At 67.0% G+C, this 24,564-nt stretch carries 20 protein-coding genes; 8 read left to right on the top strand and 12 right to left on the bottom strand.

From position 1 onward, the window contains the following. Positions 1-2 precede the first annotated feature (2 nt). The 5 genes from WHH00_RS03000 to WHH00_RS02980 form a co-directional block, all read right to left on the bottom strand. Positions 3-2,606, bottom strand: a complete 2,604-nt coding sequence (locus WHH00_RS03000; RefSeq protein ID WP_406636403.1) for a glycosyl hydrolase family 95 catalytic domain-containing protein — start codon at positions 2,604-2,606, stop codon at positions 3-5. Between the two features lie 62 nt (positions 2,607-2,668). After that, positions 2,669-4,159, bottom strand: coding sequence for a rhamnulokinase family protein (locus tag WHH00_RS02995; protein WP_406636401.1), 1,491 nt, complete (start codon positions 4,157-4,159; stop codon positions 2,669-2,671). Next, a complete protein-coding gene (locus WHH00_RS02990; protein ID WP_406636399.1) occupies positions 4,156-6,192 on the bottom strand; it encodes a bifunctional aldolase/short-chain dehydrogenase in 2,037 nt (678 codons plus the stop codon). Before WHH00_RS02990 ends, WHH00_RS02995 begins: the two co-directional genes overlap by 4 nt. A gap of 6 nt (positions 6,193-6,198) precedes the next feature. Further along, positions 6,199-7,365 carry an L-rhamnose isomerase gene (gene rhaI / locus WHH00_RS02985; protein ID WP_406636397.1) on the bottom strand — a complete coding sequence of 389 codons (1,167 nt, stop codon included), beginning with the start codon at positions 7,363-7,365 and terminating at the stop codon, positions 6,199-6,201. Positions 7,366-7,444: 79 nt separating this feature from the next. Beyond that, entirely contained in the window at positions 7,445-7,801 is a 357-nt protein-coding gene (locus WHH00_RS02980) for an L-rhamnose mutarotase (protein ID WP_231453933.1), read from the bottom strand. A gap of 149 nt (positions 7,802-7,950) precedes the next feature. On the opposite strand from WHH00_RS02980, the gene WHH00_RS02975 reads away from it, so the two are divergent. Beyond that, on the top strand, positions 7,951-8,964 hold the full coding sequence (locus tag WHH00_RS02975) for a LacI family DNA-binding transcriptional regulator (protein WP_406636394.1): 1,014 nt from the start codon (positions 7,951-7,953) through the stop codon (positions 8,962-8,964). On the opposite strand, the gene WHH00_RS02970 is transcribed toward WHH00_RS02975, so the two are convergent. Continuing rightward, positions 8,961-9,335 carry an STAS/SEC14 domain-containing protein gene (locus WHH00_RS02970; protein ID WP_350002877.1) on the bottom strand — a complete coding sequence of 125 codons (375 nt, stop codon included), beginning with the start codon at positions 9,333-9,335 and terminating at the stop codon, positions 8,961-8,963. The genes WHH00_RS02975 and WHH00_RS02970 overlap by 4 nt on opposite strands. Positions 9,336-9,367: 32 nt before the next feature. Between WHH00_RS02970 and WHH00_RS02965 the strand changes: the two genes are divergently transcribed. The 5 genes from WHH00_RS02965 to WHH00_RS02945 all read left to right on the top strand — a co-directional run bounded on the left by WHH00_RS02965 (position 9,368) and on the right by WHH00_RS02945 (position 13,782). Further along, complete coding sequence (locus tag WHH00_RS02965) at positions 9,368-9,751, top strand: hypothetical protein (protein ID WP_406636392.1); 384 nt, start codon at positions 9,368-9,370, stop codon at positions 9,749-9,751. Between the two features lie 3 nt (positions 9,752-9,754). Beyond that, a complete protein-coding gene (locus WHH00_RS02960; protein ID WP_406636390.1) occupies positions 9,755-10,591 on the top strand; it encodes a phosphotransferase in 837 nt (278 codons plus the stop codon). A 22-nt stretch (positions 10,592-10,613) separates the two neighbouring features. Then, a complete protein-coding gene (locus tag WHH00_RS02955; RefSeq protein WP_406636388.1) occupies positions 10,614-11,678 on the top strand; it encodes a spore photoproduct lyase family protein in 1,065 nt (354 codons plus the stop codon). 54 nt (positions 11,679-11,732) lie between these two features. Next, positions 11,733-12,596 (top strand): hypothetical protein, encoded by an 864-nt coding sequence (locus WHH00_RS02950; RefSeq protein WP_406636386.1) that lies wholly within the window; start codon positions 11,733-11,735, stop codon positions 12,594-12,596. A 163-nt stretch (positions 12,597-12,759) separates the two neighbouring features. After that, the gene (locus WHH00_RS02945; RefSeq protein WP_350002888.1) at positions 12,760-13,782 is read left to right on the top strand and encodes a DUF808 domain-containing protein; all 1,023 of its coding nucleotides are present in this window, start codon (positions 12,760-12,762) and stop codon (positions 13,780-13,782) included. A 5-nt stretch (positions 13,783-13,787) separates the two neighbouring features. Here WHH00_RS02945 and WHH00_RS02940 read toward each other — a convergent pair whose 3' ends face one another. The 6 genes from WHH00_RS02940 to WHH00_RS02915 form a co-directional block, all read right to left on the bottom strand. Continuing rightward, entirely contained in the window at positions 13,788-14,495 is a 708-nt protein-coding gene (locus WHH00_RS02940; RefSeq protein ID WP_406636383.1) for a DUF1961 family protein, read from the bottom strand. Further along, complete coding sequence (locus tag WHH00_RS02935) at positions 14,496-15,200, bottom strand: rhamnogalacturonan acetylesterase (protein WP_406636381.1); 705 nt, start codon at positions 15,198-15,200, stop codon at positions 14,496-14,498. It abuts the gene before it with no gap. A 26-nt stretch (positions 15,201-15,226) separates the two neighbouring features. After that, positions 15,227-16,099, bottom strand: coding sequence for a carbohydrate ABC transporter permease (locus WHH00_RS02930; RefSeq protein WP_174181887.1), 873 nt, complete (start codon positions 16,097-16,099; stop codon positions 15,227-15,229). Continuing rightward, complete coding sequence (locus WHH00_RS02925; protein ID WP_231453943.1) at positions 16,099-17,109, bottom strand: sugar ABC transporter permease; 1,011 nt, start codon at positions 17,107-17,109, stop codon at positions 16,099-16,101. The genes WHH00_RS02930 and WHH00_RS02925 overlap by 1 nt, the downstream gene beginning before the upstream one ends. Before the next feature lie 89 nt (positions 17,110-17,198). Continuing rightward, complete coding sequence (locus tag WHH00_RS02920; RefSeq protein ID WP_406636379.1) at positions 17,199-18,728, bottom strand: extracellular solute-binding protein; 1,530 nt, start codon at positions 18,726-18,728, stop codon at positions 17,199-17,201. 156 nt (positions 18,729-18,884) lie between these two features. After that, positions 18,885-19,568: a YesL family protein gene (locus tag WHH00_RS02915; RefSeq protein WP_406636377.1), complete on the bottom strand. Its 684-nt coding sequence runs from the start codon at positions 19,566-19,568 to the stop codon at positions 18,885-18,887. A 243-nt stretch (positions 19,569-19,811) separates the two neighbouring features. On the opposite strand from WHH00_RS02915, the gene WHH00_RS02910 reads away from it, so the two are divergent. Beyond that, positions 19,812-21,077, top strand: a complete 1,266-nt coding sequence (locus WHH00_RS02910) for a Gfo/Idh/MocA family protein (protein WP_406636375.1) — start codon at positions 19,812-19,814, stop codon at positions 21,075-21,077. After that, positions 21,032-24,487: a family 78 glycoside hydrolase catalytic domain gene (locus WHH00_RS02905; RefSeq protein WP_406636373.1), complete on the top strand. Its 3,456-nt coding sequence runs from the start codon at positions 21,032-21,034 to the stop codon at positions 24,485-24,487. The genes WHH00_RS02910 and WHH00_RS02905 overlap by 46 nt, the downstream gene beginning before the upstream one ends. Positions 24,488-24,564 lie beyond the last annotated feature (77 nt).

Raw genomic sequence — 24,564 nt, 5'->3', positions numbered from 1 at the left:
GGTTATCCAATCCTTTCGGTAGGCGCGCTGCGGTGGGCGCTGTAGGTGAGAACTGCGGGCTTTCCTGGTTCAAGGTGCGCTTCCCGGACGGCCGATCCATACCGGACCAGGACTTTCCCCGGCGCCTGCGCGGCGAGGGTTGCCTGCACCAGCCGCCCGTCCTGCCAGTCCAGGTCCACTTCCACCCCGGGCCGTGCGCGGAACCGCCCTGCCCGGCCGACGGGCAGTTCGGCGGGCAGGGCGGGAAGCAGTTCTATCTCGTGCAGCCCGTCCACGGTGCGGTGGCTCTGGACCAGGCACTCGGCCAGACCAGCCACGTACCCCAGGTTGCCGTCGATCTGGAACGGCGGGTGCGCACCGAAGAGGTTTGGGTACAGGCCTCCGCTCTGGCCGCCGCGGGGTGTGTCCATGTCCCGGAAGTAGAGCCGGAGGAGGTCGCTGACTTTTCCGGGCTGGCGCAGCCGGGCGCGCAACAGGATCTTCCATGCCAGCGACCAGCCGGTGGCTTCATCGCCCCGGCCGTCCAGGCTGGCCCGGACGGCCGCTTCGAGCCCTGGGGTGAGTGGAGTGTCCCCCGGAAAGGCGAGGTAGAGGTGGCTGACGTGCCGGTGCCCGGGTTCCCACTCCTCCGGATCATCAAGCCACTCGCGGAGCTTTCCGCCGCGTCCGGGTGCCGGTTCCGGAAGCCGGGGCAGGGCCGTGCGGGCTGCGGAGGCCACGGGATCGTCCTCCAGGCCGAGCTGGCGGGCAAGCGCGTCCAGCATCCTGAAAACATCGCCGATGAGGGCCAGGTCCATGGTGGAGGACCGTGCGGCGGCTCCCTGAACCCGGCTGCCGGAGGACGGGCCTGGGGCGGCGAATGTGTTTTCCGGGGACGTGGAGGGGATGGTTCCCAGCGAGCCGCCGGGGAAATCAACCAGGAGGTCCAGTGCGAATGCGGCGGCGCCGCGGATGGCGGGCCAGGCTGTGTCCCGGGCAAAACTGTCCAGGGCGAAACTGTCCGGGGCTAAAGTGTCCGGGGCGAAAGTGTCCGCATCCGCGGAACTGTCCGTGCCGCCAAACTGCAGGTGCTCCCACAGATGCCGCACCAGCCACAGGCCCGCCATGGGCCAGTACGCCCACTCCGGCGAATGGGACCCGTGGCCCACCGGTTTCGCATATGCCCACAGGTCCGAGTTGTGGTGCACGGCCCAGCCGCGGGCGCCGTAGTACTCCCGGGCAACGGCGGCCCCGGTGACCTGCATGGCCCCGATGAGGGCAAAGAGCGGTTGCGCGCACTCGGCCAGGCCTGTGGGTTCCGCGCCCCAGTAGTTCATCTGGAGGTTGATGTTGGTGGTGTAGTTGGAACTCCAGGGGGCCGGCAGTTCGGCGTTCCAGATCCCCTGGAGGTTGGCCGGCACTCCCTGCCAGGCCGTCCCCTGCCGTGAGCCGGCGGGGCCGGACCGCGAGCTTGAAATCAGCAGGTACCGGCCGTAGTTGAACAGCAGCGCAGCCAGGCCCGGGTCGGCCGCCAGCGGGCCATCGGGGTGGGCGTTGGCCGCCAGCAGGCGCCGGGCCGTGTCCCCGCCCTCCCGTGCCGGAACATCGAGCTCCAGCCAGGCGGCCCGGTAAAGCCGTGAGTGACTCTCCTCGTGGCGGTCCTGGAGGGCAGCCCGCCCGGACGCGCGGGCCTGGTCCACCATGGCACGGGCGGCGGCCGCTGCGGTGGCAGCGGTGCCCTGCGGCTGGCGGGCCAGCCCAGCGAAGGTGGTCTCGGTGGTGAGGTAGATGTCGGCGCGACGGACGCCGGTGGCGGCCAGGACGCCGTCGTGCCCTGCCGCTTGCCTGGCTTCGCCGGCTGGTACTTCCCCGGACCGCCCGTCATGCTCCCAGGCGGCCGCCACTGCCCCCTGCATGCTGAGGGACCCGTCCTCCGAGTACTCCACCACGCCGCCGTCGTGCGCGGGGGCGGCGTCGGAGGGCAGTTTCAGCTGGAGCGACAGGCTTCCCGCTTCACCGGTGCGGCGGAGGATGCGGAGCGGGGAGTCCAGGCGCACCGCGAGGTCGAGCCCCTGCGGCGCGTCCGTCCGCAGGGAGACCACGAGCACTGAGGGGTTATGGCTGATGAATGCTTCCACGCGGACGTGGTGGCCGTCCAGGCTGTACGTGTTGGTGCTGAGGGCGCGGGCAAGGTCCAGGCCGCGGTGATAGTCCGACGGCGGCCGTGCGGGGGCGCCGCCGTCTCCCCTTTCGCCTGCTGCCGGGTCTGATGCGGTGAGTGACGCCGTGAAGTGGAGGTCGGCGAACGGGAGGTACGCCTGCGAGTGCCGGTGCTGCAGCCCTTTGAGGGTTTCGGCGGCGCCGGCGTAGTCGCCGGAACCGATCAGGCGCCGGCTTTCGCCAAGGATCCGGTCCGCTTCCTCCCGGCTGAAGACTGGCTCCCGGTCCTGGTTGTGCGGCGATCCGGACCAGGCGGACGAGTCGTTGAGCTGGAACCGGTGTTCCATTGCGCCGCCCGACTGGCTGCCCCCGAACACCATGGCACCAAGCCTGCCGTTTCCCAGGGGAAGGGCTTCCAGCCACTGGGCGGCAGGGGCGTCGTAGGCGAGGAGGTGTTCTGGGGGCATGGGTTCAGATCCTAGGGCCGGCCGGGGAACAAGGGAAGGTCAGGCCACACACTGAACAGCGGCTACAACCGCGAGAGTTCCGGGACGAACACCTGCAGGTTGTGGCTTTGCACCACCAGTGCACGGAGTTCGGCCAGTCCCCCGGAGGCTGCCCCGGCGGCGCGCGCCTGCACCAGGACGTTGCCCAGCGCGGTTGCTTCCACGGGCCCTGCCACCACTTTCTTCCCGGTGACGTCCGCCGTGAGCTGGCAGAGCAGCCTGTTTTGCGAGCCGCCGCCCACCACGTGCACCACGTCCACGGTCCGGTCAGCCAGGCGTTCGGCGTCCCGGATGGTGCGGGCGTAGCCTGCGGCGAGGCTGTCCATGATGCAGCGGGTGATGGTGGCGGGATCGTCAGGCAGTATCTCTCCGGTGCGCCGCACTGCCGCCCGGATGCGTTCAGGCATGTTGTCCGGTGCGATGAAATAGGAATCGTCCGGGTTGATCTGCGGTCCGCCCGGCGGGAGTGCGGCCGCCGCGGTGAGCAGGGCCGTGAGCTCGGGCCGGAACCCCTCCTGCGCCCAGGTCCGCTGGCACTCGCTCAGGAGCCACAGCCCGCCCATGTTCCGGAGGTACCGGATGGTGCCGTCCACGCCGCGTTCGTTGGTGAAGTTGGCCTCGCGGCTGGCTTCGGTAAGGACGGGGTGCTTCAGCTCGAGGCCCACCAGGGACCAGGTGCCGGAGGAGATGTACGCGAAGTTTTCCCCGCCGTCGTCTGCTGTCGCAGGCACTGCGGCGACCGCCGAGGCGGTGTCGTGCGAGCCGACAGCCACCACGCGGGTGTCCTGCCGCAGGCCCACCTGCGCTGCGATTTCAGGCAGGAGGGTGCCCACGGTTTCGCCGGGCTGGATCAGCGGCGGGAACAGGTCCTTCCGCAGGCCCAGCGCGCTGAGGAACTCGGTGGCCCACTCCCCCGCCACGGCGTCGAACAGCCCGGTGGTGGAGGCGTTGGTGGCCTCGGTGCGGCGCTGCCCGGTGAGGAGGAACGCGATCAGGTCAGGGATCAGGAGCGCGTGGAGGCCGTCCAGGTTCTTCTCGCTGGCGAGCTGGTAGATGGTGTTGAACTGCAGGAACTGCAGCCCCGTGGTCCCGTACAGGCGTGCGGGGTCCAGTTTCCGGTGCACGGGTTCCACGGCGGCGCGGCTGCGGTCGTCCCGGTAGCTGAACGGCTGGGCGACCAGTTCTCCGGCTTTGTTGACCAGGCCGTAGTCCACGGCCCACGTGTCGATGCCGATGCTGGCTACCTGCTCGCCCTGGGCAGCGGCGACGGTGGCTGCGGCTGCCAGGCCCTTGAGCACCTCGGCGAAGAGGGCGTCGAAGTCCCAGCGGAGGCCGCCGTCGATCTCCACTACGGCGTTGGGGAAGCGGTGGACCACCTCCAGTTCCACGATGCGTTCACTGCTGCCCGTGCCGGCTGTGTGGACGCGGCCCAGGATGACCCGGCCCGAGGAGGCGCCAATGTCGACGGCGGCGAACACCGTACCGCCGTCGACATTCGAAACGTTCCCGCTCATCGGAGGAAGGCTGCGGCCACTCCGGCGTCCACGGGGATGTGCAGGCCGGTGGTGTGGGACAGTTCGTTGCTGGTGAGCACGGCGGCGGCGTTGGCCACGTGCTCGGGCAGGACTTCGCGCTTGAGCAGGGTGCGCTGGGCGTAGTACTCGCCCAGTTTCTCCTCGTCCACCCCGTACACGGCGGCGCGCTTGGCGCCCCAGCCGCCGGCGAAGATGCCGGAGCCGCGGACCACGCCATCGGGGTTGATGCCGTTGACGCGGATGCCGTGCTCGCCCAGTTCCGCTGCGAGCAGCCGGACCTGGTGGGCCTGGTCTGCCTTGGTGGCGGAGTAGGCGATGTTGTTGGGCCCGGCGAACACGGAGTTCTTGGAGGAAATGTAGATGATGTCCCCGCCCAGGCCCTGGGCAATCATGACCTTCGCGGCGGCCTTGGCCACCAGGAACGAGCCCTTGGCCATGACGTTGTGCTGCAGGTCCCAGTCCTGCTCGGTGGTTTCCAGCAGCGGCTTGGAGATGGACAGGCCGGCGTTGTTGACCACCAGGTCCACGCCGCCGAACGCCAAGACGGCTGCGTCGATCGCTGCGGCCACCTGCGCCTCGTTGGTGACGTCGGCCTGGACACCGATGGCAACGTCCGGGCCGCCGAGCTCTTCGGCCACCTTTTCGGCGTTCTCCAGGTTCAGGTCGGCGATGACAACGCAGGCGCCTTCTGCAGCGAGGCGGGTGGCGATGGCCTTGCCGATGCCCGATGCCGCTCCGGTGACCAGGGCGATGCGGGTGGCGTGGGACTTGGGCTTGGGCATCCGGGCCAGCTTGGCTTCCTCCAGCGCCCAGTACTCGATCCGGAACTTCTCGGATTCCTCGATCGGGGCGTAGGTGGAGATGGCTTCGGCGCCGCGCATCACGTTGATGGCGTTGATGTAGAACTCGCCAGCCACGCGGGCCGTCTGCTTGTTGGCGCCGAAGGAGAACATGCCCACGCCGGGAACCAGCACGATGGCCGGGTCCGCGCCCCGCAGGGCAGGGCTGTCCGCATCCGCGTGGCGGCTGTAGTAGGCCTGGTAGTCCTCGCGGTAGTCCGCGTGCAGCTCGTGCAGCCGCGCGATGCAGTCCTCGACCGAGGCGCCGGCGGGCAGGTCCAGGATCAGCGGCTTGACCTTGGTGCGCAGGAAGTGGTCCGGGCAGGAGGTGCCCAGTGCGCCCAGGCGCGGGTGCTCGGCGGCTTCGAGGAAGTCCAGGACGACGGCGTCATCGCTGAAGTGCCCCAGCTGCGGCTTGTCCGTGGAGGCCAGGCCGCGGATCACCGGTGCCAGCGCTGCGGCTTTGGCGCGGCGCTCGGCTTCAGGCAGGGCTGCGTAGCCGGGGAGCTTGGGCCCGAAGGGTTCGGCCTTGCCGTTGTCGCGGATGTACTTCTCGGCCTGCTCGATGATCCAGAGCGAGTTCTGCTCTGCTTCTTCGGACGTGGCGCCCCAGGCGGTGATGCCGTGCCCGCCCAGGATGGTGCCGATGGCCTGCGGGTTGGCGTCCTTGATCGCGGCAATGTCCAGGCCCAGCTGGAACCCGGGCCGGCGCCAGGGCACCCAGACCACCTTGCTGCCGAAGATCTTGGTGGTCAGCGCCTCGCCGTCCACGGCCGTGGCAATGGCGATGCCCGAGTCCGGGTGCAGGTGGTCCACGTGCGCGGCGTCCACCAGGCCGTGCATGGCGGTGTCGATCGACGGGGCTGCGCCGCCCTTGCCGTGCAGGCAGTAATCGAACGCGGCCACCATCTCGTCTTCACGCTCAACACCCGGGTAGACGTTCTTCAGCGCGTTCAGCCGGTCCAGGCGCAGCACGGCGAGATTCTCCGCCTTCAGCGTGCCCAGGTCCCCGCCGGAGCCCTTGACCCACAAAAGCTGGACGTCCTCGCCCGTCACCGGGTCCTTCTCGGTGCCCTTCGCGGAGGTGTTGCCGCCGGCGAAGTTGGTGTTCCGTTTGTCCGCGCCCAGGCGGTTGGAACGGGAAATCAGGTCTTCAACAGTCTTGTTGCTCATAACTAATCAGGCGCCCCATCCGGCTTGCTGGCCGCCCACGCGGTCCTCGTTGATCTTCTTCTGGTAGCCGCTGGCCTTGAACGCCGCCAGCGGGTCTGCGGGCAGCCCGCGGGATTCACGCCACTCGGCCAGGACCGGCCGGACGTCCGTGTAGAACGCGTCGTTGAAAACTGCGTTCGCTGCCAGGACATCCCCTGCCCGCTGCGCTTCGTTGAGTGCGGCCGTGTCCACCAGCAGGGCGCGGGCGGTCATCTCCTGGACGTTCAGGACAGAGCGGATCTGGCCCGGGATCTTTTCCTCCAGGTTGTGACACTGGTCCAGCATGAGGGCTACGCCCGACTCTTTGCCGAAGCCGCCGCCGCGGATCACCTCATGCATAATGCGGAAGAGCTGGAAGGGATCCGCGGCCCCCACGATGAGGTCGTCGTCGGCATAGAAGCGCGAGTTGAAGTCAAAGGAGCCCAGCTTGCCCAGGCGCAGCAGCTGCATCACGATGAACTCGATGTTGGTGCCCGGCGCGTGGTGGCCGGTGTCCAGGCAGACGAACGCCTTCTCGCCCAAAGCCAGGGTCTGCGCGTAGGACGTGCCCCAGTCCGGAACATCGGTGTGGTAAAAAGCCGGCTCGAAGAACTTGTACTCCAGCACCAGCCGCTGCTCGTCGCCCAGGGCGGCGTAGATCTCCTGCAGCGACTCGGCCAGGCGGTCCTGGCGGCCGCGCACGTCATCCTGGCCCGGGTAGTTGGTCCCGTCCGCCAGCCAGATCTTGAGGTCCTTGGACCCCGTGGCGTGCATGATCCCGATGCACTCCAGATGGTGGTCGATCGCCCGCCGCCGCACCGCCTCGTTGGACGAGGTCAGGGAACCGAACTTGTACTCATCATCCTGGAACGTGTTCGAGTTGATCGTGCCCAAACCAACACCCAGCCCGGCCGCGTACTCCTTCAGGGCGGCGTAATCATCCACCTTGTCCCACGGGATATGCAGCGCAACGGTGGGGGCCAGCCCGGTCAGCTCGTGGACCTTCGCCGCATCCGCCAGCTTCTCCTGCACGGTCCGCGGGGTGCCGGGAGTGCCGAACACCCTGAACCGCGTCCCCGAATTTCCATAAGCCCACGAAGGGACCTCGATGGCAAGCTCCTCGAGCCTGCCCAGCGCCGTTGCTACGTCATTCATGATGGTTCTTTCCGGTGTTGTCATGCTGTGGTCTGTGTTCGCCCCGCTGCTGGAGCTGGTGCCCGCCAGTTTGGCGGCGTTATGCGGTGGAGGGTTCAGCCGCCGCCAGCTGGCTGTCAAGGTTGAAGACTTCTTCCAGGACCTGGAACCCTTCATCGGGAGCCTGGTCCGGGTTTTCCGGGTTCTCAAAAAGAGTGGCCATTTCCGCCTGCCAGCGGGCGTTGACGTCCGTCAGTGCCATGCGTGCCCGGACGGCATCAAAGTCGTCACATTCCAGGTAGCCCACCAAAAGCCCGTCTCCGGAGAGGAACAGGGAGTAGTTGTTCCACCCGGCGTCCTTGAGCGCGCGGAGCATCTCCGGCCACACGGCGGCGTGCCGGCGGCGGTACTCGTCAATCATGGCCGGCTGGACCGAGGAGCGGAAACACACCCTCATCTTTGGTTCTCCTGAAATCGCGAATCTTTGAATCGTTTCATTGTTACGATTCAAAGTACTCTTGAATCTGAGTAGGTGTCAAGCATTTCTGTCCGCGGTATGTAACCGGGGCTCAATGCATGCCACACGGAGCAGCAGCACGGAGAATTATGAACCGCTCAGCGAGTATCAAGGACGTCGCCAACCATGCCAGCGTGGCCGTGGGGACGGTGTCCAATGTGCTGAATTACCCGGACAGGGTTTCCCAGCGGACCAAGGACCGCGTGCTAAAGGCCATCGACGAGCTTGGCTTCGTCCGCAACGACGCCGCCCGCCAGCTGCGCGCGGGGCACAGCCGCACTATCGGCCTGATTGTCCTGGACGTAGGCAACCCGTTCTTCACCTCAGTGGTGCGTGCGGCCGAGGACGCCGCCGCCCTCCACGGCAGCGCTGTCCTGCTGGGGGACAGCGGCCACGACGCCGCCCGCGAGGCAAACTACATAGACCTTTTCCAGGAACAGCGTGTCCAGGGCCTGCTGATCTCACCAGTAGGCGATGTCACCGAACGGCTGGACCTCCTCCGCGAGCGCGGCGTGCCCACTGTCCTGGTGGACCGGCTGGCTGACGAGGCAAAGTTCAGTTCCGTTGCAGTGGACGACGACGCCGGCGGATACCTGGCAGCGCGGCACCTGCTGGACACCGGCCGCCGCCGGCTCGCCTTTGTTGGCGGCCCCACCTCCATCCGGCAGGTGGCCGACCGCCTCCAGGGCGCCCGGCGGGCTGTCAAGGAGGAGTCCGACGCAACGCTGGAGGTGCTTGAGTCCGAGGGGCAGACCGTGCTGGCCGGGCGCAGCGTGGGCAATTCGCTGGTGGAACGGGGCCGTGAAGGGCTGCCGGACGGCATCTTCTGCGCCAACGACCTCCTGGCACTGGGAGTGATGCAGTCGCTGACCATGACCCACACGTTCCGCATCCCGGAGGACGTGGCGCTGATTGGCTACGACGACATCGACTTTGCCGTCTCCGCCGTAGTTCCGCTGTCCTCCATCCGGCAGCCCACGGAGGCGTTGGGACGCACCGCCATCCAGCTCCTCGCCGAAGAGGTGGAATCCCAGAACCCGACGCACCGCTCGGTAGTCTTCACGCCGGAGCTTGTGGTGCGTCAGAGCACGAACGCCGGCTAATTGCCGGCCTGCAGCCACTTCATGGACTCAGTCCGGGAAGTGAAGAAGCGGGTGGGACACGGCGGGATATGCACGCCCAGGAAGAAGTTGGCCATGATCCGGTCCACCGGGCTGGCGCCCAGCAGCGCGATGCGGTCCGCGGCGCAGGGGATGGAAAACACGGAACGGGCCGCCCGGGTGACGTTCTCGGTGGTGGCCATGTCCACAAGCATGGGATAGGTCTGCTCTCCCGCGATCCGGTTCACGGCCGCCATGGCAGCCTGCGCGTCCTGGAGCTCTATCCGTGCGCTGGGTTCCCAGATGAGGTGGATGACGCCGTCAGAACGCAGCTCCACTGTCCCCTTGCCGCCGTCGAAAGTTAAAGGCTCCAATCCTGCTTCCTTCCTTGAACAATTCCGATGACTTGAACAATCCCGATGACCTGAACAAACGCAATGGCCTGAGCGGACCCGCACGACCCTCCTATCATGCCGCAGCAGTGGCGGTGCCGGCTCCGGATTCCTCCGCAGGCCTGGTCCTCGCGGCAAAGATGGCACCTGCCCTTGTGGGCGGCAGGCAGCAGAAGCAAGGATTGGTTATGGATGACGTGCGGTGCGCTGCCAGGGACCTGCTGCGGCGGAAGGACCGTGGCCTGATGGATCTTTGGATCCTGTACTGGAACCACGGCGGGCGTTGCCACCCCTTCGAATTTGACGCCTTTGTCCACGAGGTGCTGCCTGTTGACTGGTTCGACCTGGACACTTTGGCGGTTGCTGTAGAGGAACTGGCACTGGAGAGAATAGCCTGATGGATGCCCGCTTCAGTTACACCTGAGCAGCACCGGCTGCTGAGATCCTGGCTTGGCCCCTTCATGGTGGTCAAGGACTACTCCTGGCCCCTGCAGGACACCTCCGTGCTCCACGTTTCCACGCCCGACGGCGGGAGCTTCATCGTCAAGGCGAGCACCACCAGCCACCACATCCGGCGGGAGATCGCTGCCCTCGCTCCGGGCTTGCCCGGCCTCCACGGTTCAGCCCCTGTGCTCAGGCAGGCTTCGGTCAAGGCCGGAATCCTGGTCACCGAGTTCCTGCCCGGCACGTCGGTGGAGGGAACCGCAGCCGAGTACCAGCCCGGGACGTACCGCCAGGCCGGAGCGCTCCTGGCGAAGCTGCACCGCCCGGCCGGGACCTCCGCCGATTACGCGAAGAAGCTCGCCTACCAGACGCAGCTGCTCATCCGCTCGGCCGAAGGACTGGTGGCCGCCGATGTGTGCGCCCGTGCCGAGCAGGAGCTGGCCGGACTGAAACCGGGCCCTGTGGAGCTGGTGACCAGCCACGGTGACTACCAGCCCAGGAACTGGCTGGTAGACGGCGGCAGGATCAAAGTCATCGACTTCGGCCGGGCGGACGCCCGCCCCTGGGTCCATGACCTGGTCCGCCTCACCCACCAGCAGTTCCTTGGGCGGCCTGCCCTGGCGGAGGCCTTCTACAGCGGGTTAGGCAAACAGCCCGGGAGCTCCGACGCCGGGCTGTGGCAGCTGGAAAACCTGAACCAGGCCCTGGGGACCGTGGTGTGGGCCCATAAAATCGGGGATGCCGCCTTCGAACAGTCCGGAGTGGAGCGGCTGGAGCGGATACTGGCGGGCTAGGACCTCCTGCGAGGATGGAGCCATGGAATTCAACCGGCTGCTGCAGATCCGGCGCATCTATGCCCAACCCGCTGCACTGGAACTGCCCCGGGGCAAGGACATCGTCCAACGCTGGCCGGACGCCGACGTCGTGCTTGTTGACAGCCACTGGAACATCCCGGAGCTGCACGGGGAGGAAACCAACGTGCCGCGCTGGTCCCGGATCAAGACGGAGGCGCTGGTCCTGGGCGTCAAAACGGCGCTGTCCGTCAAGCCGAACGGCCGGTCTGCGGACTTCATTGCCCCTTCAACAGCTAACGGCTGCGCCATGGCGTGTGCCTACTGCTACGTGCCGCGGCACAAGGGCTATAGCAATCCGGTGACCGTGTTCGCGAACATCGACCAGATTTCCAGGGCCCTTGAACGGCACGTGACCCGCCAGGGCATCAAGCTGGAGCCCAACCAGTGCGACCCCGAGCTCTGGGTGTACGACATCGGCGAGAACAGCGACTGCTCGGTCGATGCCCTGATCAGCGACAACGTGGAGGATCTGGTGACGCTCTTCCGTGACCTGCCCACCGCCAAGCTGTCCTTTGCCACCAAGTACGTCAACCCGGCGATGCTCGGCTGGGACCACGGCGGGCACACCCGGATCCGGTTCTCCCTCATGCCCGCGGCGCTGGCGAAGTCCATTGACGTCAGGACCTCCCCCGTGGCTGACCGCATGGCTGCCATCAATGACTTCGTTGCTGCCGGGTACGAGGTGCATGTGAACTTCTCCCCCGTCATCATCACTGACACGTGGCTCAGCGACTGGGAGGAAATGCTGCGCCAGCTGGACCGAACCCTCAGCCCGGCCGCAAAAGCCCAGCTGGCGGCGGAAGTCATTTTCCTGACCCATAACGAGCGGCTGCACGAGGTCAACCTCGGCTGGCATCCGCAGGCCGAGGACGTGCTGTGGCGCCCGGACCTCCAGGAGTCCAAGGTCTCCTCCAACGGCTTCACCAACGTCCGCTACCGTTCGGGAACCAAGGCACGCTACGTGAAGCAACTGACGGCGCTGATCGAAAACATCGCGCCGTATTGCCGCATCCGCTACGCGTTCTGAGATTGCCGGCGGACACCGGCCACCGGCGTGGCACCGCGCTAGACTGATCCCATCATGACCGGCGCCCGTCCCCGTCTTCTTGCCTGGTTCGTCGCCCTGGCGACCTGCCTCGGAGCCTGCACGCCCGCCGTCGGCATCGATAATCCTCCCACCGGGCAGGCGGCTCCAGCCTCCCCCGCGCAGCCAGCCCCTACCTCCCCTGCACCGCCCTCCGCAACCGGCCTTGCCCTTGCGCCCCAGGAAGCCGCCACTCCGGTTCCCGCCGCCACAGCCACACCCACACAGCCGCCGGCCCCCGCACCACCTCCGGTCCCCCAGCCTTACGCGCTCAACCTCTACCAGGAGGGGGACTTCGTGCCGCAGTACACCTTCGACTGGTGCGTTGCGGCGAGCATCCAGATGGCACACAACCTGATTGACGACACCGGCGGCGGCACCTGGGCGGATTCCACCCAGCAGGGCGAACTGTGGGAGATGGCACGGGCCCGGTCCTCCAACTCCTTCAACGGCGCCAACCCCCTCGGCTGGGCACAGGTGCTGACGGAAGTGGGCATGGGGCCGTACAAAGTTGTCAGCATCGCCGATTACGGGTCTGCCCTCCAGACGGCGGCCCGCGCCATCGCGGACACGGGCCGGCCGGTGGGGCTGGTCATGTGGAGCGGCCGCCACGCGTGGGTGATGAGCGGTTTCGAGTCTGTGGGCGATCCCGCCCAGTTCCCGGAGTTCACGGTCACCGGCGTCCGCGTGCAGGACCCGCTCTACCCGCACGGCAGCGAAAAATGGGGCCCGTCGCCCGAGCCCAACAGCCTGCTGGCCCCCGAGCAGCTGGCCACCCAATTCGTGGTCCGCGAACCGCGGCGCTGGAGCAGCGACCTGCCGGCCGGCTACCTGCTGGTGCTGCCGGTGGCCGGGGCCTGACCTGCGGCAATTGCGGGCGGGGCCCGAAGGAATACCTGCCGTATACGGCCGGGCAGGGCGGGTACGGCTGCCCGCCACCGTATAATTTCAGCATGCCGATCACGCGCCTGCACCCAGGCAGCCACGCCCAGCCGTCCGAACGCGAGCACTGCGGGAGCGGTCTGTGAGCGGCGGCCTCGTCGCCCTGCTGGACGACGTCGCAGCCCTGGCCCGCATCGCGGCTGCCTCGGTGGACGACGTCGCAGCCGGAGCCGCCAAGGCGGGGGCCAAGGCCGCTGGCGTGGTCATCGACGACGCCGCAGTCACCCCGCAGTATGTGTCCGGCGCGGACCCGTCCCGCGAACTGCCGATGATCAAGCGGATCTTCTGGGGCTCGCTCCGGAACAAGCTGCTGATCATCCTGCCGGCACTGCTGCTCATCAGCGCCTTCCTCCCGTGGGCCATCCCGTTCATCCTTATGCTGGGCGGCACGTACCTGTGCTTCGAAGGTGCCGAGAAAGTCTGGCACAAGCTCCGCCGGGACCACTCGGACGAAAAAGCGCCGGCAGTCGAACGGGGTCCGGAGGCGGAAGCCAAAGTGGTCAAGGGCGCCATCACCACCGACTTCATCCTGTCCTGCGAGATCATGGTCATCTCCATGAACGAGGTGGCCGCGGAATCCATCTGGGCCCGGGCCGTCATCCTGGTGGTCGTGGCCCTCGCCATCACGGTGCTCGTGTACGGGGCGGTCGCACTGATCGTCAAGATGGACGACATCGGCCTGCACCTGGCCGCCAAGGAATCTGCAGCCTCCCAGCGCTTCGGCGAACTGCTCGTCAAGGGGATGCCCGCCGTGCTGGCCGCCATCACCCTGATCGGCACGGTCGCCATGCTGTGGGTTGGCGGCCACATCATGCTGCAGGGAGCCTACGACCTCGGCTGGCACCTGCCGTATGACCTGGTCCACGCCCTTGAAGCTCCGGTCGCCGGAATCGCGGGTATCGGCGGCCTCCTGGCATGGCTCGTTAACACCCTTTGCTCAGCCGTCCTGGGACTTGCCTGGGGCCTCGCCGTAATGGCTGTCCTGCACCCGCTGCTGAAGGCCCTGCCGTTCGGCAAGGAAAAGGGCCAGCACGAGGAAGGCGACGTCCGCGCCGAACTTGCCGGCTACCGGCCGACGAAACACAAGGCGGATCCCGCTCCCTAACCGGACTAAAGCTCCTCCACCACCAGGTTCCGGTACGCCGCCCGGAGCGGGGCCATCTGCCGGAAGCCCAGGTAGCCGCCGCCCAGCACGGCAGCGCCAGCGGCAGGGGCAGCGGCAGGGGCAGGGGCAGGGGACGGATCGTGCCACTCAAAAAGCGGCAGCCCGTTGATGGTGAAAGCCACCCGCGGCCCATCCTTCACGACTTCCATCCGGTAGAAGTCCAGAGCGTCCCCAGCCGGGGGCAGCGGATCGGCTCCCTGCGCCACCAGTTCAAACCCGGCGCTCTTGCGCAGGTTGCAGGTCCGGAAGGCCCGCTCGGACTCGTACTTGTGCCGGAAATAGGACACGTGCAGGGCATCGATGTCCCCGGAATGGTACTGCGGGTAGAACCCCGTCCGCGGTGCCAGCGCACTGGAAAACAGGTCCAGCCCGCCGTGTCCCCGGGCGGCGAAGAAGAGCATGGCCAGGCCGGGTTCCTCCAGCGGCAGGAATTCCCAGCTGATCCGGATGCCGTCCGGAAACTGCACCGGGCACCAGAACGTCCAGTGCGCGTGGTCCCCGAATTCCGCATCGTCCAGGGAACCGGACAGCTCCAGGGCGCCTTGGTGAGTCCCCAGTCGCAGCGGCCCTTCCGCCACCCAATCCCCCACGTCCGCCGGGGACGTGAGGGCATTGCTGTACAGCACCTTCGCATCCAGGCCGGACGTACCCACCTAGCCTCGTCCCGCCGTCGTGCCTACCAGGCCTCCGGGCACCAGCCCCAGCTCCTGAAGCCGGGCGGCAACGTGCCCCGCCACCAGCGCGGCCCCCTGCTGGGAGAAGTGGGTGTTGTCCGCCAGGCCGTCCGGCCAGTGCGCGTGCGAGCCCGGCCCGAAGTGGCAGAAGAGCGCCGCCGATTCCTCCCGGCCCAGCTGCAGGTACAGCCCGCGGGTCCACGCGTTCAGGTCAATGACCGCCAGCCCGAGCTCCAGGCCGATCTCCCGCACCACCTCCGGGTAGTCCTCCAGGCTCTGTTCAAGGTCTTTTTGCCCAGCAGCAGCGCCCGACGACGGCCGGTCCGGGAAGTGCCTGCGCTCCACCGGGGTGCAGAGTACAGGCAGCGCCCCCAGGTTCCGCACTTCCTCCGCCATGGTGCGCAGGTTGGCGGCGTACCCGGTCCGGGCCGCAAGGTGCTGCCTCTTCTGGTCGTTGTGGCCGAACTGGATCAGTACCAGGTCCCCCTCCCCGGCTTCCGCCAGCAGGCTGGCCCACAGCCCCTCGTTCCGGAAGGACTCCGTGCTGGCCCCGCCCTTGGCGAAGTTGTGCACCGCCGCCCAGGTGTACGAATGCGGGGCAAGGTGCGCTCCCCAGCCGCTCATGGGGTACTCGTGCGTGGGGCAGGTTGCCACCGTGGAATCTCCGGCGAGCAGGATTTTCATGCTGTGCTTTCTCTCGTGGTGCAGGCTCAGCCCTTGACGGAGCCGATGAGCATGCCTTTGGCGAAGTGCTTCTGCAGGAACGGGTAGAAGATGAGGATGGGCAGGGTTGCCACCACGATCACCGCGAACTTGATGCCCTGTTCGGGCGGGATGTAGTTCGGGTCCACGTTGCCGGTGCCGAGCAGGTCCGAGGACGCCGTGACCTGCCGCAGGTACATCTGCAGGGTCCATTTGGAGTTGTCGGAGAGGTAGAGCAGGGGCGACATGAAGTCGTTCCAGATGCCCACGGCGTAGAACAGGGCGAACGTGGCCAGGACCGGTTTGGACAGGGGCAGCAGGATCCGCCACAGGATGCCGATCTCGGTGGCGCCGTCCATCTTGGCCGACTCCTCAAGCTCGGCGGGGAGCTCCTGGAAGAAGTTCTTGATGATGATCAGGCTGAACGGGTTGATGGCCGCCGGCAGGATCAGCGCCCAGTAGGAGTTCAGCAGGCCCAAGTCCTTGACCAGCAGGAACGTGGGGATCATGCCGCCGGAGAAGACCATGGCGAAGACCACCAGGGACAGGATGACCTGCCGGCCCCGGAGGGTCTTTTTGGCCAGCGGGTAAGCCATGGTCACGGTGAACGCGAGCTGGACCAGGGTTCCAACGGCGGTGACCAGGATGGTGGTCACCAGCGCCCTGGTGAATGCGGGGGTGGAGAAGATGTATTCGTAGGAGCCCAGGGTGAACTGTTCAGGCCAAACGAAGAACGCGCGCCGGGTGATTTCGGCCTCGTTGGCGAAGGACCCGGCGATCACGTAGATGAACGGCAGCAGCGTGATGATGCCGATCAGGGACAAGAAAACGTAGTTCGCGGCGTCGAAAATCCGCCCGCCGGTGGTGTTGTGTATCTTCATTAGAACAGTCCGCTCTGGTTGAAGCGCTTGGCCAGGGCGTTGGTGCCGAAGATCAGCACGATGCCCACCAGGGATTTGAAGAGCCCCACGGCGGTGGAGTAGCTGTAGGCGCCCTGGGTGATGCCCACGAAGTACACGTAGGTGTCGAACACGTCAGCCACGGACCGGTTCAGGGCATTGGTCATCAGGTAGATCTGTTCGAACCCGGTGTTGAGCATCTGCCCGATGGCCAGGATCAGCATCACGATGATGGTGGAACGGATGCCGGGCAGGGTGATGTGCCAGACCCTGCGGAACCGGCCGGCGCCGTCAATGATGGCGGCCTCGTACTGGTCCTGGTCCACGGTGGCCAGGGCTGCGAGGAAGATGATGGTGCCCCAGCCGGTGTTCTTCCAGATCTCCTGCAGCACGATCAGCGGCCGGAACCAGTTCGGATCGGAGAGGAAGTCGATGTTGGTGCCCATCACGTTGTTCAGGAACAGGAACAGCGGGCCGAAGTCCAGGGCGAACAGCAGGAAACTCAGCGACGCCACGATGGTCCAGGACAGGAAGTGCGGGATGTAGACGAGCGTCTGGACGGTGCGCTTGAGGATGGAAAGCCGGACCTCGTTCAAAAGCAGCGCCAGGACGATGGTCAGCGGAAAGGCGATGCCCAGGTTCAGGAACGCCAGGATCAGGGTGTTGCCGAGCAGCCGCGGGAAGTCCGGGTTGGAGAAGAAGTCCTGGAAGTGCTGGGTTCCCACCCACGGGCTGCCGTTCACGCCCAGGAACGGGACGTAGTCCTTGAATGCGATGGACACACCGTACATCGGGGCGTAGCGGAACACCGCGAAGTACACCACCCCCGGCACCAGCAGCAGGTAGAGCCACTTGTAGTGCGCGAAATGGACGGAGAATTTACCCCGCGGGACCTTTGGCGGCTTGCGCGGCCTGGAGCTCTTGCCCGCATCCGTCCCGGGGCCCTGGCCGTGGCCGATGTTCGAGGCCAGTGCGTCTGTCAGCTGTGACATTCAGGGCCTCCTTTCTGGAAGTGGTGGTGGGTCCTGCAACGGCGGGCTCCGCAGCGAACATGCGGAGCCCGCCGGTGCGGGCGGGACTGTTACTTGTTGTCCTGCCAGAGCTGGTTGATCTCTTCCTTCACCTTGTCGCCGCCGCTGGTGTTCCACAGCTTGATGGCGTCCTTCAGCCCCTGCTCATCGATCTGCCCGGCAAGGTACTTGATCCGGGCATCCGCCACGATGTTGTCCAGCTGCGCACCCTTGGAGACGTAGGTGGCGGACACGTACGGGGCAGCCGGGTTGTAGACGGCGCTCTTTAGGTCCTCTGCCATCACTTCCGTGCGCTTGTCGAAGACCTGCTGCTCATATTCGGTGGGCTGCTTGACCGGGTAGAAGGTGTTGCCCCCAACGTTCATGCCGAGCTGTGCGTAGCTCTTGATGTCCGTGCTGACGGTCTTTGATTCCTCGGTTTCGGGCTTGATACTGGCAGCTTTGCCGTCCTCAACGGTGAAGTTCACGCCCTCGATTCCGTTGTTCAGCAGGATGGCCACCTCCTTGCCGTTCATGGTGTTCAGGACTTCCAGCACCTTGTCCAGCTCAGCCTCGGTGCGGACGCTCGATTTGGGCACGGCGAGGAAGCCGGAGTAGCCGTCGGTGGGGTGGGCGTGCAGTTCGCCGTCGGGGCCTTCGAGGTTGCCCACGAAGCCCACCTTGTTCTCGTAGTTGTTTGGATCCGCCTGCTTGAACAGGTTGACCAGGACGCTGACGCGGGAGTCGACGTCCACGATGATGCCGCCCTTGCCATTGAAGAACGGTTCGTTCCACTTGGTGCCGTCAAAGGTGGCGAAGTCCGGGTTGATGAGCTTTTCGTCCACCATCTTCTTGACGAACCGGTTGGCCTCGAGGAACTCCTCCGTTTCGAAGCTGGGGATCAGCTTCCCGTCCTTTTCGGTCCAGCGGTTTCCGGTGCCGTACCATTCCTCGATGATGTCGTAGGGGCTGTTGGTGCCCAGCGCACCCCACTTGGGGATGGTGATGCCCCAGGTGTCATCCTGGCCGTTGCCGTCCGGGTCCTGCTCGGTGAAGGCCTTGGCCACGTTGTACAGGTCCTCGGTGGTCTTGGGCGCCTCGAGGCCCAGCTTGTCCAGCCAGTCCTGGCGGAACATCACGGCGGCGCGCATCGGGGCGCGGCCGCGGAACACGCCGTACACCTTGCCATTGATGCTGGCGTTCTGCTGGATGTCCGGGAAAGTGGTCTTCAGGTTTGGGTAGTCATCGAGTTTGTCCGTCAGGTCCCAGAATGCCCCGGCTTCGGCGTTCTTGACGAACCCGGGGGTCTTTCCCTGGATCACCATGATGTGCGGGATCTCGGAGGAGGCAAGGGTGATGTTGGTCTTGTCCTCGTAGGACGCGTTGGGTGTCCACGTGATGTTGATGTCCTTGCCGGTGAGCTCCTCCAGTTTCTTCTGGACGGCACCGTCGGCACTGGGCGGCTGGGCCTCGAGGAACGGCGCCATGATGGACACGGTGCTGAGGTCCGCTGCCGGGGCCTCGCCTCCGCTGCAGGCTGTGAGGGACATGGCCGTGGCCGTAACGACGGCGGCGGCCAGGGAGAGTTTTCTGCGGATCATGGTTTTCCTTTTCCACTTCTTCGGGGTTTTGTTGGTCAAGATTGTTGATGGGATGTGTTGATACGTTTCAAACGAGTGGGGTAAGCGGAGGAAGGCAAGCAGCGGAAAGGCCGACGGCGCCTTCCGGACTTATGCGCGCCCGCGGCCTCCCAGGCGTCAGGCCACCGAGGCCGCCGGGAGGGAGCCCTTCGCTCCAGGGTTGTCCGCCCCTGCCACTGAAGCCCCGGCCACCGATTCATCATTTGCGGTGAAGAACCGGTCGCACAGCCAGCCGGTGGTAAACAGCCAGGCTCCGATGCTGAAGAACGGAACCAGGCCCGGGACCGTGGTGCTGGCATAGAACGCCGCCGCGGAAATGAACAGCAGGATGACCGTTCCGGCGAGGTGGCGGAAGGCGAAGCGTGAAGACACCAGCAGGTACTGGGCGAGGGGCAGCTCGTACCTGGCATACAACGGGAAGAGGTAGCAGGTTGCGCCGGCCAGAAGGATCGCCGCCACAAAAATGCCCGCCGCCACCAGCTGCGAGAACAGGTCCCCGGATGCGGAGAAATAGTTCCAGTTCATGGACAGCGCCACGGCCACTCCCATCACGGGCAAGGCGAGCGCATTGGCCCGGCCGAAGTTCCGGAAGTAGTCCGAAGTGAAGCTGCGGAACAAGGGCGCCGCGTCGCCCCGGGCACGCTTCCGCACGGCGATCTGGGCGGCCCCTGTTGCAGGGCCTGCGCCAAGGACACCCACGCCCAGCAGCGTGAAGAGGATCCACAGCAGGTTCAGGCAGGCAATCCAGAGGAGGGTGTCAAAGAACGAGTAAGCCCGGGCACTGAACGATCCAGACAGCATGGCGCAGCTCCCTTCATTTCTCCATCGTTGCAGAGGCGAACGCGGAAGTGTCCCGCATCACGCCGGTAATCGGTTTCTCGAAAATCTAGACGCAGACCAATGGCCAGGTCAAGCAAAATTTTGAATCGTTACACAGCTGGACTCTTGGGAATGCCATGGCGCACACTAAATGGTGGAAAGCGCTTGCTGGAGCTCGCACGCGCCTTATGCAACTGCGCCCTGCGGGGACGGAAACGGAGAACCATGGCAACGCCAACCGGCACCCACAGCCCGGATGCCCCGGCCGGATCAGCAGCAGGAAAAGCTGTCGCTGGTGCCGCCGCCGGTGCTGCGGCCTCCGCGGCCGTCGGTGCTGCGGCCGCCCGTGTTGCCCTGGTTGGTGTGCACGGCTTCGGCACCCACCACCTCCGCAACCTTGACCGCCTCCAGGCGGCAGGCGCCGTCGAACTCGTTGCGGTGGCCGACCCCCAGCCGCCGGCAGCCGGCTCCGTCCCGGACTCCGCAATGGTCTTCCCGCGAATAGACGAACTGCTGTCCGCAACACAGGCCCTTGATCTGGTGATTGTGGCCACGCCCATCCAGACCCACGCCCCGCTGGCACTTGCCGCTTTGCGCACCGGCGCGGACCTGTACCTGGAGAAGCCCCCGGTGGCGTCCCTGGCCGATTTCGACCGGCTCTGCGATGCCGCCGCGGCGTCCGGCAGGAGTGTGCAGATCGGCTTCCAGAGCCTGGGCTCGCACGCCCTGCAGGCCATTGAAAACCTGGTGGCGGCCGGCACCCTTGGCACGCTCCAGGGCATTTCGGCAACCGGCCGGTGGGTCCGGGACCGGGCCTACTACAAACGCTCGCGGTGGGCCGGGAAGCGCAGCATCAACGGCGTGGATGTGGTTGACGGCGTGGCCACCAACCCCCTGGCGCACGCCGTGGCAACAGCGCTGAGGATCGCCGGTGCCCGGACCACCGCCGATGTGGCGTCCGTGGAGACCGAACTGTACCGCGCCAACGACATCGAGTCGGACGACACCTCCGTGATCCGCATCCGCACGGCCTCGGGCCTGCCCATCACCTGCGCCCTGACCATCTGCGCTTCCGAATCGGTGGAACCCTACGTAACACTGCAGGGCTCGGCCGGAACAGCCGTGTTCCACTACACCGAAGACCGCCTGACCGTTACCACGGCGTCCGGCACCACCGAGGAGACGTACGGCCGCGAGGACCTCACCGAAAACCTGCTGGCCCACCGCAGCTCCGGATCCTCGCTGATCAGTCCCCTCCTGGACAGCGGTGCCTTCATGCTGGTGCTGGAAGCGGTCCGGACCGCCCCACTGCCCGCGCTCATCGGTGATGCCCACGTCCGGTGGGAGGGCGCCGGGGAAGCAGCCCACGCCGTCGTGATTGACATTGAGGCGGCGCTGGAGCGCGCGGGGCGGGAGCACGCAACGTTCAGCGAGCTGGGCCTGCCGTGGGCAACATCAGCCCCCTGCACCTTCAGCATGCCGGCTTCCTGATGCACCCGCAGCCCACAGGGATCGCCGCACGCGCCACCACAATCCCCGAAGCGCAGGGCCAGCTGCACGCGGTCAACCTGCTGACGGAAGGCCTCGCCGAATGCCTTACGGCCCCCGCGCGGCCAGCCTTCAGCTGGCAGCTGGCCCAGCCGGATGGCGCTGAGCCGGCGCGGGCCCTGCAGACCGGCTACGAGGTCACGGTGGAGGACTCCCAGGGGCTCAAGTTCTGGAGCTCCGGGCCGGTCCCCTCCCCCGCACAGCGCGGCGTCCCGTATGGCGGGCCAGCGCTCGACGACGACACGGACTACGCGTGGCGGGTGCGGGTCCGCGACGCCGCAGGGGTACCCGGGGCATGGTCCGCGGCACAGCCCTTCAGCACCGGGCTCTCGGCCCCTTCCTGGCAGGCCGACTGGATCCGGCGCGCACCCGGCGGCCGCGCACCCCTGGAAATCCTTGGCGGCGCCCTCCGCGTGGCTGGCTCACCCTTCCTGCCGGTTCCCTGCCCGCCTGCCCACACCTTCCGCATCGAAGCCCGCGTCCGGCCGGTCATGGGGTGGGCCGGACTCATCCTTCGCAGCAGTGGCGCCGGCACCGGCCTGCTCCTGGAGCTCAACACGGCCGGGGAGGTGGTCCTCCGGCACGCTCCGGTGTGGGAGATTCCCGCCGCGGCCGTCCCGGAAACCACCGTGCTGGCCAGGGCCCGGGCGGAACGGACGCTGGATATCCGCCAGGCCCGGTTGCCCGGCAAGGACCTGGTGCCCGGCTCCTGGCAGGACCTGCTGGTCACGGACGACGGCCACACCATCACCGTGTCCCTGGATGGCGTGCAACTGCTGGCACTGCAGGAGCCCGCAGCTCCCGGATCTGCCGGGAAGCTCGCCCTGCACCAGGGCCCCAGGAGCCAGGCCGAGTACGCGTCGCTGCGCATCGGCAGCGCCTGCCAGGACAGCGCCAGCCAGGACAGTGCCGGCGCCGTCCTGCTGGACCACCGCTTCGACGCCGGCGCGGACCAGGCCCGGGCCTGCCTGGCGCACTGGGCCCGCACCACGGCGCACCGCCAGCCGGACGAGTGGACGCTGTTCCGGACCACCCTGCAGCTCACCGGCACAGTGCGCCGGGCGCGGCTGTTCGTTGCGGCAAACCACCACGCGCAGATCTCCCTGGCCGGCACCTCCTGCCTGGCAACAACCTCTTTCGGCTACCCGGGCGAGGGCTATTACGACGCCGCAGACGTCACCGGCCTGCTCGCCGCCCAGCCCCCAGGCGCAGCCGTTCCCCTGACGGCCCTGCTGCACTGGTACGGCCCGGGCCAGGGCCGCGCCGCCGGACTTCCCGGCCTCCTGGTCCGCATCAGCGTCCAGTACACGGACGGCCGCCGCGATTCCTTCTGTTCCGGGCCCGAATGGTCAGCCGGCGAGGCGCCGTACCGGCAGTCCGGCTACCGCAATGACGAGGGCGATCCCGTGGAACACCTGGACGGGCAGGCCGCCGGTGCCCTGGCCGCCGCGCCGGCTTCCTCCTCTGGTGCTTCTTCTTCGTCCGAGGACCTGCCGCCCGCCATCAGCTGCGGCCGCCACCCCGCACCTGAGTTTCCCGCGCTGCACCCGCGCCGGACCTTCCTGGCCGGTGGGTTTGTTGCTCCCAAGGCCTTCCTGACCGCCGACGACGGCACCATGGTGGCGGACTTCGGCCAGGTTCTTCCCGGGCGCCCGGAGGTGGACTTCAGGGACGGGGTTCCCGGCCGCACCGTGATGATGCGGGCCGGCTACGCCCTCCGGCCGGACGGCCGGGTGGATGCCGGAAAGACCGCAAGCCAGAACACGGACATGTCCTTCCCGTACACCCAGTCGGCCGGCCCCCAGCAGTACAGCGCCACGGTGCACCTGGGTTTCCGTTACCTCGAGCTTCCCGGCGTGGAGGCCGCCGAGGTTTCCAGGGTTGGGGCCGTGCTGGTCCATGGCCGCCATCCTGCCGAAGGAAGCTTCATTTCCTCAGACGAGGCGCTGAATGCCGTCTTCACGCTGCTGCGCGATTCAGCCCTCTACGGTGTCCAGGAGCAGTTCGTGGACACGCCCACCCGGGAGAAGGGCCAGTTCCTGGCGGATGCGGTGAACATTTCCTACGCAACGATGGCCCTTTTCGGCGAGCACGCCTATACGGCCCAGGCGCTGCGGGAGTTCGCCTGGTCCGCCGTCCGCTACTGGTCCGAGGGGCAGGACCGCGGCCGCTACAACGCCGTGTACCCCAACGGCGACGGCAAGCGCGACATCCCGGACTTCTCCCTCATGGTTCCTGAATGGGCCGAGGAGCACCACCTGCGCACCGGCGACCTTGGCCTGGTCCGGGAACTGCTGCCGCACCTTCGCAACACCGCGGACTACGCGCTGCGGTACGTTCCGGCAGAAGGGCCGACGGCGGGACTGGTCACCCGGCTGGGCGGCGGTTCCGGCCCCTACCTGCACGGCATCGTGGACTGGCCGGAACCAGGCCGGTTCGGCTACGACATGGAGTGCGCCGCGAAGACCACCGTCAACGCCCAGGCCTATTCCGCGCTGGTCTCCACGGCCCGGCTCTGCAGCCTCGGCGGCGAGCCCGATGCAGCCATCCGCTATGCCTCCTCCGCCCGCCGGCTGGCCGACGCAATCCGCACCCGCCTGCGCGTGGACGGGGTGATGGTTGACGGCCTGCATGCGGACGGCACCCTCAGCTCCCACGCCTCCCAGCACGCCACGTCCTTCCCGCTCTCCCTGGGCATCACCGCTCCGGAATTCGCCGCCACTGATGCACGGCGAATCGCCTCCTTGGGGATGAAGCAGGGGCCGCTGACCGTCCACCGGCTGGTGCGGGCGCTGCTCTCCCAGGGACTGACGGACGCGGTGCTGGACCTCCTGACAAACAAGGACCAGCCCGGCTGGGCCCGGCTGCTGGAACGCGGCGCCACCTTCACCTGGGAGGCCTGGGACCTGGTGGAGGGAACGGACTACAGCCAGTCCCACGCGTGGTCCGCGTCGGTGGCCAAGGAGATCCTGGACCACCTGCTCGGGGTCCGGTTCAGCTCCCCCGGAGGCTCGGAGCTGCTGATCGAGCCTCCGCTGTGCCGGTTAAACCATGCCCGCGGCACGGTGCCCGTCAGCAACGGCTGCGTGGAAGCCAGCTGGGCCAGGGAGGGCAGCCAGATGCGGCTTGAGTGCACGGTCCCTCCGGGCACGACGGCAGTTGTCCGGCTGCCCGCCGGCAAGTACTCGGTTGCCTCCGGGAGTGAAGGAACGACGACGGAGGCCGCCGTCGTGCCCTTCGCTGAGGGTGCCGCGACCGCACGGACGAATCCCGACGGCGCCGCGACTGACAGCGCGGCCAAGCTTGACTTCCGCATCCACCCCGGCACGTGGATATTCACGCCGCAGGCGTAGCCGCCTGTAGGCCCAGGAGACGCGAGATGGCATTCCGCGGCAATGTCTGCGGGGAACATTGCCGTGAATGCCATCTC

The organism is Pseudarthrobacter quantipunctorum, assembly GCF_045291495.1.
Classification (GTDB): domain Bacteria; phylum Actinomycetota; class Actinomycetes; order Actinomycetales; family Micrococcaceae; genus Arthrobacter; species Arthrobacter quantipunctorum.
This window is presented reverse-complemented; position numbering and strand designations above follow the sequence as displayed.